This window comes from Paenibacillus sp. J22FR83, assembly GCF_059691955.1.
Genome location: NZ_JCAUAM010000012.1, coordinates 196,249 through 209,880, shown reverse-complemented (window position 1 = coordinate 209,880; position 13,632 = coordinate 196,249). Strand labels below are relative to the sequence as shown.

General features: G+C 46.5%; 14 protein-coding genes and 1 other annotated feature. Of the genes, 7 read left to right on the top strand and 7 right to left on the bottom strand.

Annotated elements, in window-relative coordinates:
- Window positions 1–147 precede the first annotated feature (147 nt).
- From AC58PV_RS22285 to ilvD, 4 genes are all read left to right on the top strand, one after another.
- Window positions 148–1,224: a sugar ABC transporter substrate-binding protein gene (locus AC58PV_RS22285; protein WP_236288887.1), complete on the top strand. Its 1,077-nt coding sequence runs from the start codon at window positions 148–150 to the stop codon at window positions 1,222–1,224.
- Between the two features lie 68 nt (window positions 1,225–1,292).
- Complete coding sequence (locus tag AC58PV_RS22280; protein WP_497434640.1) at window positions 1,293–2,810, top strand: sugar ABC transporter ATP-binding protein; 1,518 nt, start codon at window positions 1,293–1,295, stop codon at window positions 2,808–2,810.
- Between the two features lies 1 nt (window position 2,811).
- The gene (locus AC58PV_RS22275; protein ID WP_497434639.1) at window positions 2,812–3,798 is read left to right on the top strand and encodes an ABC transporter permease; all 987 of its coding nucleotides are present in this window, start codon (window positions 2,812–2,814) and stop codon (window positions 3,796–3,798) included.
- A gap of 128 nt (window positions 3,799–3,926) precedes the next feature.
- The gene (gene ilvD, locus AC58PV_RS22270) at window positions 3,927–5,612 is read left to right on the top strand and encodes a dihydroxy-acid dehydratase (RefSeq protein WP_497434637.1); all 1,686 of its coding nucleotides are present in this window, start codon (window positions 3,927–3,929) and stop codon (window positions 5,610–5,612) included.
- A gap of 181 nt (window positions 5,613–5,793) precedes the next feature.
- On the opposite strand, the gene AC58PV_RS22265 is transcribed toward ilvD, so the two are convergent.
- Window positions 5,794–6,825 (bottom strand): permease, encoded by a 1,032-nt coding sequence (locus AC58PV_RS22265; RefSeq protein ID WP_497434636.1) that lies wholly within the window; start codon window positions 6,823–6,825, stop codon window positions 5,794–5,796.
- A 226-nt stretch (window positions 6,826–7,051) separates the two neighbouring features.
- Window positions 7,052–7,325: a binding site (T-box leader), on the top strand.
- A gap of 55 nt (window positions 7,326–7,380) precedes the next feature.
- Here AC58PV_RS22265 and trpS point away from each other — a divergent pair.
- Window positions 7,381–8,364 (top strand): tryptophan--tRNA ligase, encoded by a 984-nt coding sequence (gene trpS, locus AC58PV_RS22260; protein ID WP_497434635.1) that lies wholly within the window; start codon window positions 7,381–7,383, stop codon window positions 8,362–8,364.
- Between the two features lie 60 nt (window positions 8,365–8,424).
- Here trpS and AC58PV_RS22255 read toward each other — a convergent pair whose 3' ends face one another.
- Window positions 8,425–8,610, bottom strand: a complete 186-nt coding sequence (locus AC58PV_RS22255; protein ID WP_497434634.1) for a DUF5325 family protein — start codon at window positions 8,608–8,610, stop codon at window positions 8,425–8,427.
- 151 nt (window positions 8,611–8,761) lie between these two features.
- Between AC58PV_RS22255 and AC58PV_RS22250 the strand changes: the two genes are divergently transcribed.
- Window positions 8,762–8,995 (top strand): alpha/beta-type small acid-soluble spore protein, encoded by a 234-nt coding sequence (locus AC58PV_RS22250; protein ID WP_204787635.1) that lies wholly within the window; start codon window positions 8,762–8,764, stop codon window positions 8,993–8,995.
- A gap of 162 nt (window positions 8,996–9,157) precedes the next feature.
- Here AC58PV_RS22250 and AC58PV_RS22245 read toward each other — a convergent pair whose 3' ends face one another.
- Window positions 9,158–10,141, bottom strand: coding sequence for a metal-dependent hydrolase (locus AC58PV_RS22245; protein WP_497434632.1), 984 nt, complete (start codon window positions 10,139–10,141; stop codon window positions 9,158–9,160).
- Window positions 10,142–10,265: 124 nt separating this feature from the next.
- Between AC58PV_RS22245 and AC58PV_RS22240 the strand changes: the two genes are divergently transcribed.
- Complete coding sequence (locus AC58PV_RS22240; protein WP_497434631.1) at window positions 10,266–10,565, top strand: hypothetical protein; 300 nt, start codon at window positions 10,266–10,268, stop codon at window positions 10,563–10,565.
- A 54-nt stretch (window positions 10,566–10,619) separates the two neighbouring features.
- Here the strand turns inward: AC58PV_RS22240 and gerQ are convergent, their stop codons facing one another.
- The 4 genes from gerQ to urtD all read right to left on the bottom strand — a co-directional run bounded on the left by gerQ (window position 10,620) and on the right by urtD (window position 13,628).
- Window positions 10,620–11,072, bottom strand: coding sequence for a spore coat protein GerQ (gene gerQ / locus AC58PV_RS22235; protein WP_497434630.1), 453 nt, complete (start codon window positions 11,070–11,072; stop codon window positions 10,620–10,622).
- A 168-nt stretch (window positions 11,073–11,240) separates the two neighbouring features.
- Window positions 11,241–11,930 carry a response regulator transcription factor gene (locus AC58PV_RS22230; RefSeq protein ID WP_497434628.1) on the bottom strand — a complete coding sequence of 230 codons (690 nt, stop codon included), beginning with the start codon at window positions 11,928–11,930 and terminating at the stop codon, window positions 11,241–11,243.
- A 218-nt stretch (window positions 11,931–12,148) separates the two neighbouring features.
- Window positions 12,149–12,844 carry an urea ABC transporter ATP-binding subunit UrtE gene (gene urtE / locus AC58PV_RS22225; RefSeq protein WP_497434627.1) on the bottom strand — a complete coding sequence of 232 codons (696 nt, stop codon included), beginning with the start codon at window positions 12,842–12,844 and terminating at the stop codon, window positions 12,149–12,151.
- A complete protein-coding gene (gene urtD, locus AC58PV_RS22220) occupies window positions 12,837–13,628 on the bottom strand; it encodes an urea ABC transporter ATP-binding protein UrtD (RefSeq protein ID WP_497434626.1) in 792 nt (263 codons plus the stop codon). Before urtD ends, urtE begins: the two co-directional genes overlap by 8 nt.
- Window positions 13,629–13,632: the final 4 nt, after the last annotated feature.

Genomic DNA, 13,632 nt, shown 5'->3' with positions numbered 1-13,632 from the left:
TGTAGAATATTGTCGAAAAGATACAGAATTATATTGACGGAAGTTCCCTCTAATGCTACTATAATCTAAATTCCTAGTAGATGACTCGGTATAATAATCCGATAGATTCAGTGGGAAATAGTGAGAGTATGATCGGGAGGGAAATTCATGAAAAGAACCAAATTACTTAACGTTTTCATTAGTTTAGCATTAGTAGGAAGTGTGCTTTCAGCTTGCGGACAAAAAAATAGTGCAAGTGAAACAGCAACTCCTGCAGCAAGTGCAAGTGCATCGAACTTATCAGGTAAAAAAATTGCCCTTGTTATGCAATTCAATACAGGAACGTTTTCTTCACAGTATGTTGAAGGTGTGAAAGAGCAAGTTGAAAAACTTGGCGGCAAGGTTACGGTTTTCGTAGCAGATACAGATTTGGCAAAAATGGCTTCTAATTTAGATGCTGCGATTAACCAGAAATTCGATGGAATCCTTATCGATCATGGTACAGCAGAAGCACTTGAAGCTGGTGTGAAGAAAGCGGTAGAGAAGAAAATTCCTGTTGTTAGCTTTGACTCGATCCTAACAGTCCCTAATGTGACATCCCTGGAGCAAGGCGATCAAAAAATGGCGGATGCCACGCTGGAGCAACTTGCTAAAGATGCTGGTGGCAAAGGGAATATCGTTAAAGTATGGGTAGCTGGCTTCGCACCAATGGAGCGCAGACAACTGGCTTACCAAGCTTTCCAAAAGAAATATCCGGATATCAAAGAAGTAGCCGCTTTCGGAACAGCGAAAGATCCGGCATTAGATACACAAACACAAATGGAAGCGATTTTGAAAAAGTACCCGAACAAAGGTGATATTACAGCGGTTTGGGCGGCATGGGATGAGTTCGCAAAAGGCGCTTCACGAGCCATTCAACAAGCAGGGCGTACCGAAATTAAAGTTTACGGTATCGACTTAAGTGACGAAGATCTACAGCTTTTGCAAGATCCGAAAAGCCCTTGGGTAGCTTCTTCAGCCGTAGATCCAAAAGATATCGGTCGTGTACAAGTTCGTTATTTGTATCAAAAGCTGCATGGCGATCAAACGCCTGAGAAAGTGGTTTTGGAGCCTGTTTATGTATCCAGAGACCAACTGCCTAAAGACAAACAAATCAACACTACTCAACTTAGCGAGTACGTAAAAGGATGGGGCGGAAGCCAACAAGGCTATACGGACTGGATGAAAGCAGCAGAAAAAAAATAAGGTTTTCTATGCAGTCCCATCGCTACTTTGCGGTGGGACTTTCAGATTAAGAAGCGAGGTGAAATTAGATGCTGAAGGATCAGGAAGACTTAACTTCATTATTGCAAATGAAGGAGATTACAAAATCCTTCCCAGGTGTGAAGGCACTTCAGGAGGTGGATTTCGACCTGCAAGCGGGAGAAATTCATGCCTTGCTCGGGGCTAATGGTGCAGGTAAGAGTACCTTGATGAAAATATTATCCGGTGCTTATACGCACGATACGGGGCATCTATCTATTCATAATCAACCGTTGGTCATTCGTACACCAAAGGATGCTATGGATCACGGTGTCTATTGTGTCTATCAAGAGGTGGATACAGCTTTAGTATCGGAATTAACGGTTACGGAAAATGTCATGATCGATAAACTCGTCCAAGGAGAAGCTTGGGTGAGCTGGCGTAAGCTGCATAAGGAAGCTGAGGCAATACTGGCGAAAATTGGCGCGACGTTCTCCGTGCGGAGCAAAATTGATGAGTTGAGCATTTCGCAGAAGCAGTTAGTGTTAATTGCAAGAGCTATGGCGCATAAAGCAAAGATTATTATCTTCGATGAGCCGACGGCACCGCTGAGCTTGGAAGAGTCTGAGCGGCTGTTCCGCATTATGGAAAGCTTGAAGCAAGAAGGCGTGGGAATTATTTTCATCTCCCACCGCTTGCAAGAAGTGTTCCGTGTTGCTGATCGGATCACGATTATGCGCGACGGCCGACATGTGCTCACACAGGCGGCCAGAAGCATGGACATCGCCTCCGTCATCGAGGCGATGTTGGGTAAAACCTTCACCGAGGAATTTCCCAAAGCCAATGTGCCCATTGGCAGTACCCTCCTCGAGGTGAAGGGCTTGCGCCGCGGCACCAAGGTGCGCGGCGTCTCCTTTGACCTCCGCCGAGGGGAAATCCTCGGCGTCGTCGGTCTAGTCGGCGCCGGCAAAACAGAGTTAAGCCGACTGATCTTTGGCGCCGACGCCGCGGACGGCGGCGAGGTGTGGCTGAACGGGCGCAAGCTCGCGCTGCGCCAGCCGGAGGATGCCGTGCGCGCCGGCATTGCGCTCGTGCCTGAGGAGCGTCGCAAACAGGGCGTCCTCGTGGAAGAGACAGTGAAGCGCAATCTGTCGCTGCCGATTTTGCGCAAGCTGAGCACGCTTGGCTTCGTGAAGCGCAGCGAGGAAAATGCGTACGCTGCGAAAATGGTCAGTCAGCTAGGCGTACAGCCAGGCGATCCCAATCGCACGGTGAAGCACCTGAGCGGCGGGAATCAGCAGAAGGTGGCGGTAGGCAAATGGCTGCCGACAAACGCTGACGTGTACATGTTTGATGAGCCGACCAAAGGGGTTGATGTCGGCGCCAAAAGCGATATCTATCGCTTAATCGGTCAGCTGGCTTCGGAAGGTAAAGGAATTATTTATTTATCATGTGAACTGAATGAAATTATAGGAATTGCCGATCGCATCATCGTGATGAGCTATGGGTCTGTGGTGAAGGAGCTGTCCCGCGCGGAAGCGACGCAGGATCTCATTTTAACGTATGCGAGCGCGGGGGAGGCTGAATAGTTTGAAGGAAAAAAGCTTGGATTTTTCATTTAAATATGGTGCTTTGTTTATTATTGCACTTGTTCTTATTATATTTTCCATTATCAATGAAAACTTTATGACGTATGACAATATCGCGGATATTTTACGCTCGATCTCGATTGTGATGTTTGTCGCGATCGGTGTTACATTATCTCAGATTGTCGATGGTTTCGATTTATCCGCTGGGTCAACTGTGTCATTAGCTACCGTATCAGCGGCAGCCATGATGGTTTGGTACGACCAACCGTTCTATCTTGTTATTCTAGTGCCGTTACTTATCGGTGCAATCATCGGATTCTTAAACGCTGTGTTGATCGTGAAAGTGCGTATTCCCGATCTACTAGCCACACTAGCCATGATGTATATCATTGGTGGAATCCAAAAAACGTATACCAAAGGTTTCTCGATATACAACAATATGAGATTCCAAGATGGCACGGTGGCACCAGGGAAATTTACTTCCGAATTTCTATGGATTGGACAAGGCAAGCTATTAGGTGTTCCTGTTCCTGTTGTTATTATGCTTGTTGCGGTTATTGCGGTGCATGTGTTCCTTACTTACACACGTTGGGGTCGCCAGCTGTATATTACAGGAGGGAACCGCGAAGCGGCTCGTTTATCCGGTATTTCTGTTAACAAAATCCGATTTGCGGCTTATGTGCTTTCTGGTATTTTTGCAGCAATTGGCGGTATTCTGTACGCATCTCGTGTAGGTTCTGGGCAAATTGATGCCGGTTCACCGCTGTTGATGGAAGCAGTAGCCGCTGTATTCGTAGGGTATTCTGTTCTAGGAGCAGGGAAACCTAATGTAATTGGTACGTTTTTTGGAGCTGTACTAATTGGGGTACTTTTGAATGGACTCACGATGCTCAACGTTCCATATTTCGGGTTCGATATTGTTAAGGGCGGCGTGCTTGTTTTGGCGCTAGCAATTACATTCGTTCATTTGAATCGTCGAAAAGCTTAAAGGATGTTGTGCGCGGTGTTTCTCGTACGTTGATGCGTCATCACACTAAAGGGAGAAAAATTGCGAGAAGTGTGGTATGATAGTTTCATTCTTTTCATAACAGATATGAATTCTAGGAGGAATATAATATGGCACATCCAAAACAGCGCAGTGACATGATTAAAAAAGGTTTTGACCGCGCTCCACACCGTAGCTTACTACGTGCAGCCGGCGTTAAAGAGGAAGATTTCGGCAAGCCGTTTATTGCGGTTTGTAACTCTTATATAGACATTATTCCTGGACATGTTCATTTACAAGAATTTGGTAAGCTCGTGAAAGAAGCGATCCGCGAAGCTGGCGGTGTTCCTTTTGAGTTCAATACTATTGGGGTTGACGATGGTATTGCCATGGGTCATATCGGGATGCGTTATTCCTTGCCAAGCCGTGAGATTATTGCGGATTCCTTGGAAACAGTCGTTAACGCGCACTGGTTTGATGGCATGGTTTGTATTCCTAACTGTGACAAAATTACACCGGGTATGATCATGGGTGCCCTCCGCGTTAACATCCCAACGATGTTAGTAAGTGGTGGACCGATGAAAGCCGGTAAAGATAAAAACGGTAAATCCATTTCCCTTTCTTCCGTATTTGAAGGCGTTGGAGCTTTCCAAGCGGGCAAATTGGATGAAGCGGGTCTGGAAGAGCTTGAACAATATGGTTGTCCTACATGTGGATCATGCTCTGGTATGTTCACGGCGAACTCCATGAACTGTTTAGCTGAAGGTCTTGGACTTGCTATGCCAGGTAACGGAACCATTCTTGCTGTTGCAGAAGAGCGCAAGCAATTCGTTAAAGATTGCGCGAAGCAATTGATGGTTCTGATCGAGAAAGACATCAAGCCGCGTGATATCGTAACGATTGATGCGATTGATAACGCATTTGCTTTGGATATGGCGATGGGTGGATCCACGAACACGGTTCTTCACACATTGGCTATCGCGGCAGAAGCAGGTATCGAGTACCCAATCGCTCGTATTAATGAAGTAGCAGAGCGCGTTCCTCACCTTGCGAAAATCGCTCCAGCTTCCGATTACCACATTGAAGATGTTCATTTGGCTGGTGGTGTGAGTGCAGTAATCAATGAGTTGCTCAAAAAACCAGGTGCTTTCAATGGTGACTGTCTATCCGTTACAGCACAAACACTTCGCGAGAACGTGGCTGGTCGTGAAATTCAGAACTTTGACGTGATTCGTCCACTTACGAACCCTCACAGTGAACGCGGCGGATTAGCTGTTCTATTCGGTAATTTGGCGCCAGAAGGCAGTATCGTAAAAGTTGGTGCTGTTGATAAGTCCGTTGGCGGACGTCACGTAGGGCCAGCGATCTGTTTCGACTCCCAGGACGAAGCTCTATACGGTATCGCAAACGGTAAAGTAAAAGAAGGACACGTTGTTGTCATTCGTTATGAAGGACCGAAGGGTGGACCTGGTATGCCAGAAATGTTGGCACCAACATCCCAAATCGTAGGTATGGGTCTAGGCGCGAAAGTAGCCTTGATTACGGATGGACGTTTCTCTGGAGCTTCCCGCGGTATCTCACTAGGTCACATGTCCCCTGAAGCTGCCGAAGGCGGACCACTTGCTTTCGTACATGATGGTGACATCATCGATGTAGACATGGATGGACGCAAAATCGAATTGCAAATCAGCGAGGAAGAGTTTGCTAAACGCCGTGAGTCATGGGCAGGATTCCAACAGAAGATTACTTCTGGGTACCTAGCTCGTTATACCAAAATGGTAACAAACGCTAGTGCTGGCGCTATTTTGAAAATCTAATTGCTTTCAAGATAAAAGCCCTATCCGACTTGTTCGGGTAGGGCTTTTTTTGGCGAATGTCTATGAGTTAGAAAGATTTCTAACATCACTATCCCCTAAGCTCAGTATAGCACATTGGAGACGACACACTGAGCGAAGGGGATAGTGGCCATAGAATAATTCGACGGACTATCCACGCCACTTAAGCTAGAAAAAAGTGCATAAACAGAAGAGATCCGCTCAAAACTGTTATCGCAACAGCTATGGAAAGTGATAATACAAATCGTGCTTTGAAGATTGACAGCATCATCAGTGTGCTCTTTACATCGATCATGGGGCCGAACACTAGGAAGGCGAGTAGGGAGCCAGGCGAGAATGACTTGGCAAAGGAGACTGCGACGAAGGCATCTGTGGTTGAGCATAATGAGAGCAGGTAAGCGAAGCCCATCATGAACACATGAGAGACGAAGGCGCCTTGACCGATGGCGCTCAGGCTGTCCTGTGCGACGAATGTTTGTATTAATGAGGTCAAAAGGGCGCCTAGCATCAAATACTTGCTCATCTCGAACAATTCAGAGGAGCCATGGCTGACCATGGTCATGAGCCGGCTGCCTCCGTGGACGTGATTGTGACCATGGTGATCATGTCCATGGTGGTCATGCGAGTGATTGTGACTATGATCGTGTTTGTGATCATGCTTATGATCGTGGCTGTGATGATGATCATGTTGTTCGATGGGTTGATTTCCAAGTGTGTGATTATGGGTATGTGTTAAGCTTGTTGCTGCGGGTTCAATTGGATGCCGCAATGGGTTACTCTTGAGGAAACGCGTGAGCAGGAAGCCAATGACTAGGGCCACGCCGAAGGTGAGCCCCATTCGTGAGTAAGCCATGGCTGGGTTGCCGCGGAAAGCCATCCAAGTCGAGGCAAAGACGATAGGATTAAGGATAGGCCCCACTAGGATGAAAATGACAGCGATGTAGACCGGCATGCCTTTGCGCATCAGTCTGCGTACGAAAGGAATCATACCGCACTCACAGAGGGGGAACATAATTCCCAGCACACAGGCGAATAGGATGCCGCCGAGAGGGTGCTTGGGAGTTAATCGTGCAATAACCCCTTCAGGAATGAAGTTCTCAACGATCGTAGATAACAGTACGCCGAGAATCATGAATGGAAGCGCATCTAAGAAGATGTCCATAAAAGCCAGGAAAATATGTTTGATAGGTTCCATGACTATCCCCATAGGGGGGAGTTGTCTTGTTGTGACGATCAGAAACAAGAGAAAAGCGCAAATCACCGTGGAGACGGGAAGGCTCCACCGGTATAGAGTTGAGGACAATGCGTTGACACCCCTTTGCCGAAGGAATTGGTATGTAACTATCCTATGTACATGCTAGGCTATCTAGGACAATGTCCTTGATTGACATTGATACTTAAGGGTGTATAATAATAGGAAATCAATTGCGATGACAGGAACAAGTAAGTTTGTCTCCCGTTTCTCAGAGAGCCGGTGGTTGGTGCGAACCGGTGAAACAAGCAGACCGAATGGATCCTTGAGCTTGAAGCTGAACACTGTGTATAGAATTACCGGAACCTAGGCCGGACTCCAACCACAGTTAATTATGCTAAACGGTAGCTCTCCGTTATCAGAGCCTGAAGGTTTACATGCGCTTAATTTTATGTTAGGCAGGTAGACAAATTAGGGTGGTACCACGGTCTCTCGTCCCTTGCGGAGGGAGGCCTTTTTGTTGTCTTTTTTTACCTATACGAATTGGAGGGTTTTCGAATGAAACGTGTATTATCAGGTATGCAATCCAGCGGTCAGCTGACGATTGGCAATTATATTGGGGCGCTTCGCAACTTTGTGAAGCTGCAAGAACTGCATCGTTGTTATTTCATGGTAGTCGATATGCATGCGATCACAGTACCGCAGGATCCAGCCGCGCTGCGGGAACAAACCGAATCCATCGCATCGTTATACATCGCTTCGGGTCTAGACCCGAATAAGGCTTCTGTCTTCTTGCAGTCCCATGTTCACGCGCATGCAGAGCTAGGCTGGATTATGACGACGCTGACGCATATGGGCGAGCTTGAGCGCATGACGCAATTCAAAGATAAGTCCGAAGGTAAGGAATCCGTAGGTGCAGGGCTATTTACGTATCCATCTCTGATGGCTGCAGACATTTTGTTATATAACGCAGATCTTATTCCGGTTGGAGACGATCAAAAGCAGCATTTGGAGCTCACGCGAGATTTGGCTAACCGTTTTAATAACCGTTTCGGTGACATGTTTGTTATGCCGAAGCCGTATATGCCTGAAGTGGGCGCACGCATTATGTCACTCGATGATGCTTCCAAGAAGATGAGCAAAAGCAGTCCAAATGCCGGCAGTTACATCGCAATGCTTGACGAGCCAGATGTTATTCGTAAGAAGCTAAGTCGTGCTGTTACGGATTCTGGACGTGAAGTGAAGTATGACCCGCAGAATAAACCTGAGGTCAGTAACTTAATGTCGATTTACTCCCACTTTGCGGAGATGAGTTTAGCTGAGATAGAGGCGAGATATGAGGGGCAAGGTTATGGTCCTTTCAAAAAGGAACTGGCTGAACAGATTGTTTCTGTTCTGGAGCCGATTCAGCAGCGCTATCGTGAGATTCGCAGTTCGGGAGCCATTTTTGATATTTTGAAAAGGGGTGCGGACGAAGCTGCAGAAGTGGCGAATCAAACGCTGCTTGAAGTCAAGAAGCGGATGGGCTTTATTGTTCGCTAAGCACAGGGCTACACATACAAAAAGCTCAAATCCCACTATTTGGGGATTTGAGCTTTTTGTTCATTCGGAAGGCTTATTTTTCCGACGCATTTTAGCTTTCATTGCGAATCCGTAACCGATAAACCCTAATGAAATGAGGGTAAAGAGGAGTGCCATCCAAGGCTCGCGCAGAGCAATGAATAGGGAAATGCTAGCGAGCAGCAGCGTACCAACAACTGCGAATAGGAGTGCAAGTGGTTTGTTCATATCAGCGACCTACTTTCTTGAAGTTCATGACATCTTCTTATATTAAACTTTTTTGAGCGCTGTGCATATAAATTCATTTCCTCCACATACTATCTTTGCAAGCTTGCAAATACATCAAAGATTATAGCTGACTGAAAGGAGTTCGATCCTGATGGCATCTCGTAACAACAACAGCAACTCTCTAGTCGTTCCTCAATCCTCTCAAGCTCTAGATCAATTGAAATATGAGGTAGCTCAAGAGCTGGGCATTCAAATTCCTCAAGATGGTTACTATGGAAACATGGCAACTCGCGACACTGGTTCTATCGGTGGAGCAATCACTCGCCGGTTGGTACAAATCGCCGAGCAAACGCTAGCGGGACAATCTGGTTCTAATTTCCGTTAATTAGAAACTAGTCTTCGTACTAGCATAACCGAATTATGTAATAATAAAGCCCAGGAGCCTAAATAGCTCCTGGGTTTTGGTGCGTTCAGCTAGGTAGGCGTGTCGCCAAGCATAGAATAAAGGCCCCTGCAGCTATGCAAGGGCCAATTTCCGCTAATATATTCAATATAGATCAACCTTCAGCTTCTTCTCAAGCTTCGTATCATTCACCCAGCCTACATAAGAATCAAGCGTTTGAAAATTGCGATCCATCCGAATGACGCCAACGAACGGGTACTGTTTACGATGGCGATAGCGGACATCTGCCCATCTTACTTCATAGCCCCACCGATGTTCTTTGACTTCCGCACAAGTGAAAGAGGAAAAGTAGAGCAGCGCTTGGATGTCTTCGTGCTGTTTGGAAACCTCGATGGCGGGGTGGTTAGAGCTGGTGACGGTGTCCAGCCATTTCAGTTTGCCATTTTTGAGCTCGCCTAGCTGGTAGGCCCCGTCTGCGCGCTCTTTCACGACATTCCAGACATAGAGATTGAATGTTACAATAAGGGTATATTTATCACCCGGTTGGTAAGTGGCATCTTTGCGATAGAGACCTTTTTCAATAATAGCATGGTCTAGCGTCCGCCAGATGTAATACAGCGCAAGTAAGCCGTATAAGGTTGGGAAAATGAGCTGCGGCTTCGCTAGATGAAAGGACCACATGAAGATCGCGGCGATGTGACTTGTAAATATGAAAGGATCGAAGATGTGAATGATGTTCCAGGACACCCATTTTTGCGAAAAGGGTCGAATGGCCTGCGTACCATAGGTGTTGAAACAGTCAGTGAATACATGAACGCAAACCGCGATACCGATCCACATAGCGAGATGTAGGAAAGATATGCCATGGAAAAATGGCGCAAGAGCACCAGTAATCAACAACGTCCATAAGGGAAGGGCAGGCAAGGAGTGAGAGCGACCGCGATGATTGCGAATATAGAGGGCATTGCCCTTGAATCGCAGCAGTCCGTCAATATCGGGAATCTGAGAGCCGACGACAGTTCCAATGAAAACAGCAGTTGTTGCAGCAGAATTTGCGGAAATGCTAGGATCAATTTGTGAGAGCCCTGCTAATCCTAAGCCAATGACAAGATGAGTGCCTGTATCCAACTGGTTATCCTCCTAAGTGTTCTGTACACATGGTTTGTTCAGTATCTGATCTGAGGGGCAAATTTACAACTTACTCTTAGTTTACCATTTTAGAGCAAAAAATAAATCAGAAGGAGATCTAAAAATGTCTAAAGTTTTTGTAGAGTATGCCATAAAATCCGAATTTCGAGCTTCTTTTCTCATCTATATGCAGAACCAACAGCTGCGGGAAGGGCGTTTGGAGCTGTTGGAGGGAACCGATCAAGAAGGACTTTATGTAGAAATTTGGCATGATGTAACGTATGAAGACTATCTGTGCATGAAGGAGGAACGACTGAATGTTGAGCGATTACGAGATGGGCAACATGGCGATTGGGAGCAATGGATCAAAGGTGGCATCTCCAAATTGCACATGTGGCATTTCTCACCCGTTACGTATACTTAAACAAAAAAAACGTTGCTCTATCAGAGCGACGTTTTTTTGTTTGCGATTCAGAAATTATCTAGAGAATGCTCCGCCACGGAAGGGGTAGGTGTAATTGAGTTCTTCATCAAATGTAATGTAATCCAAGTTCACCATAAGTAGAAGGAAACGCATGCCAGTAACAGGATCGCTGATAATGATATGGTCTCGCCCTGCAGCTTCTAATCTTCCTTTGAAAATTTTGGCATTCCACTCGGAGTTGTTCTCATAGGTCATATAGATGGTTGCCATTTTACCAAGGTTGAGACGAAGAATATTTTCGATGTAGGATTCCTCGAGTGCTGGAAGTCCTGGAACGTTCACCCCTGTTTGTAGACCGCTTCCTGGTGGAGTGAGCACAGATCCAGCTGGGGTTTGGGGAACAACTTTATTCGTAATGGCGGTTGGAACAGGGAATGCCGGGTAAGGGTTGCCGTATTGCCCTTGGGGCATTGCTTGATTACCTATTTTGTAAGGGTTATTCAACATAATGATCATTTCCTCCTTGAGCTTTCGATAAGAAAGCTTTCTTCATATTAATGTGATGTAACGATCCAAAAGGTCATTTTCCATAATCATCATATTGTGCTTCTGCCTATTTGGTGACGAATTTTGTGGGCATTTTTGCAAAACAAAAAAGCTCCCGAAGGAGCTTTATCATAGTAGAAATTTATAACCGACACCCCACACGGTCTTGATGTGCTTGGGTTCTTTAGGATCATCCTCGATTTTCTTGCGAAGGTTGGCGATATGTACATCGATGGCACGCTCTGTTACCTGGGAATCAAAGCCGCGAACACGATTTAACAACTCTTCTCGGTTGTAAACCCTGCCTTGATTTTGCCAGAAAAGCTTCATGATTTCGTATTCAGAGAAGGTAGTCTCGATACTCTTGCCGCTTACATAGAGACAACGCTTTTCTAAATCTAGGTGGATACCTTCTGGAGGAAGCGCGTCAGATGGCGATGGGATCTGTGGTGGGTAGGCGTTGGAACGTCGAAATAAGGCTTGTATTCTGGCCGATAGCTCTCTCATCGAAAAAGGTTTGCACATATAATCATCAGCGCCTGTTTGAAGGCCCTTCACACGATCCGAAACTTCGTTCTTGGCGGATACCATCAAGATGGGGATGGTGGAGGTTTGACGAATTGCTGTGCATAGCTGGATCCCGTCCATATCAGGCAGCATGAGATCAAGAATAATCATATCAGGTTGAAAATCCCGGAATAAGACCTCGCCTTGTCGGCCGTTCTCTGCTCGCTTCACTTCATAGCCATCTTCGTATAAGTAAATGGACATCATTTCACCGATACTTAAATCGTCTTCGATGATTAAAATTTTGGACATACAGGTTCCCCTCCTTTTTCTTTAAAAGGCTAGGTGCTCGATATGCCTTCCCGCAATAATCGATCCTATCTATATGACATGTTATCCTATCCATTTTGTGACGTCCAGTTTTAACTTTTTTTTTCAAACAGAAGAAAGAAGCTGATTCTTACTTGAACCTTTCTTCTCAGGTCAAGGAAGTCAGCTTCTTTCAATCAGGGGGATATGAAGGGGCACGATCATACTGTCAAATGCTTACGGACGAGATCTTCGCTCAGAAGCGCATCTTTCCCTTCCGCTGCAATGGTGCCGCGGTCGAGTACATAGTAGTAATCAGCAATGCTCGTAGCAAATTCTAAGCTTTGCTCTACTAGAAGAACGGCAATTTCACGATTGCGTTTAATCGTTTCAATGATGGCCTCAATTTCCATGACGATAGATGGCTGTATCCCTTCCATAGGTTCATCTAGAAGCAACAGCTGGGGGCCTGGGGCCAATGCCCTTGCAATGGCTAACTGCTGCTGCTGACCGCCACTGAGGTCCCCGCCTTTGCGATGAAGCATTTGCCGAAGGACAGGAAACGTGTCGAAGATCGTGTCTGGTAATTTCTTGCGGCGATCGGATGAAGCTTCTAAGCCTAACAAAAGGTTTTCCTCGACAGTGAGCTGGGGAAAAATTTCCCTGCCTTGCGGCACATAGCCAATACCTGACTTGGCGCGGCGATCTGGTGAAGAAGAAGTGAGGTCTGCATCCATGTAGTGGATGGAACCAGAACGAGGCTTAATGAGCCCCATGATACTCTTCATTAGGGTTGATTTCCCAACCCCGTTGCGCCCCATTAGGCAAACGATTTGACCTGGTCTTACTTCGAGGTTGACGTTACGGATGACCATGCTTTCGCCATAGCCAGATTCTATGCCTCGTAATTTAAGCACCGCGTTCAACTCTCCTTCCGAGATAGACTTCCGCTACTTTGTCGTCATTTTGGATGTCTTGCATAGTGCCCTCGCGCAGGACGGTTCCTTCATGGAGAACCGTTACCATTCTTGCGAATTGGCGTACGAAGGCCATGTCGTGCTCGACGACAATAATGGTTTGATTGGCTGCTATTTCATGAAGGAGCTCGCCCGTCTTCTCTGTTTCCCTATCCGTCATGCCAGCAGCAGGCTCGTCGAGCAGTAAGAGATCAGGCTCTTGCATCAGCAGCATGCCGATTTCAAGCCACTGCTTCTCGCCATGGGAGAGGGAGCCTGCACGTTCGTTGAGTTTGCTTGTCAGACCAATCATGTCGAGTCTGAGGTGTAGTCGTTCTCTTTGTTCATTTGTCGTTTTGGCCCATAGTGCGCTGAGGAGGCCGCGCTGTTGTTTCATGGACAGCGCCAAATTCTCAAACACGGTTAACGTGGAGAAAACGGTCGGCGCTTGGAATTTGCGCCCAATTCCAAGCTGGGCAATTTGGTGCTCCTGGTGCTTGGTGAGATCGATCGAATCCTTGAATATGACGTGTCCTTGGGATGGTTTTACTTTGCCGCAAATGACATCAAGCAGCGTTGTTTTACCAGCACCATTCGGACCGATAAGGAAGCGAAGTTCACCTTGTTGTAGCGAGAAGTCAAGGTTACGCAAGGCTTTGAAACCGTCGAAGTTCACCTCAAGTCCTTTGACGCTCAGGATGGTCTCGTCAGTTGTCGGTTGTTGTTTCGCTAATTGTCCTAGCATTGAA

Excerpts from the sequence above, each read along its gene's own strand:
- AC58PV_RS22285 (WP_236288887.1), top strand. The coding sequence starts at position 148 with ATGAAAAGAACCAAATTACTTAACGTTTTCATTAGTTTAGCATTAGTA.
- AC58PV_RS22280 (WP_497434640.1), top strand. The coding sequence starts at position 1,293 with ATGCTGAAGGATCAGGAAGACTTAACTTCATTATTGCAAATGAAGGAG.
- ilvD (WP_497434637.1), top strand. The coding sequence starts at position 3,927 with ATGGCACATCCAAAACAGCGCAGTGACATGATTAAAAAAGGTTTTGAC.
- AC58PV_RS22265 (WP_497434636.1), bottom strand. The coding sequence starts at position 6,825 with ATGGAACCTATCAAACATATTTTCCTGGCTTTTATGGACATCTTCTTA.
- trpS (WP_497434635.1), top strand. The coding sequence starts at position 7,381 with ATGAAACGTGTATTATCAGGTATGCAATCCAGCGGTCAGCTGACGATT.
- AC58PV_RS22255 (WP_497434634.1), bottom strand. The coding sequence starts at position 8,610 with ATGAACAAACCACTTGCACTCCTATTCGCAGTTGTTGGTACGCTGCTG.
- AC58PV_RS22250 (WP_204787635.1), top strand. The coding sequence starts at position 8,762 with ATGGCATCTCGTAACAACAACAGCAACTCTCTAGTCGTTCCTCAATCC.
- AC58PV_RS22240 (WP_497434631.1), top strand. The coding sequence starts at position 10,266 with ATGTCTAAAGTTTTTGTAGAGTATGCCATAAAATCCGAATTTCGAGCT.
- gerQ (WP_497434630.1), bottom strand. The coding sequence starts at position 11,072 with ATGTTGAATAACCCTTACAAAATAGGTAATCAAGCAATGCCCCAAGGG.
- AC58PV_RS22230 (WP_497434628.1), bottom strand. The coding sequence starts at position 11,930 with ATGTCCAAAATTTTAATCATCGAAGACGATTTAAGTATCGGTGAAATG.
- urtD (WP_497434626.1), bottom strand. The coding sequence starts at position 13,628 with ATGCTAGGACAATTAGCGAAACAACAACCGACAACTGACGAGACCATC.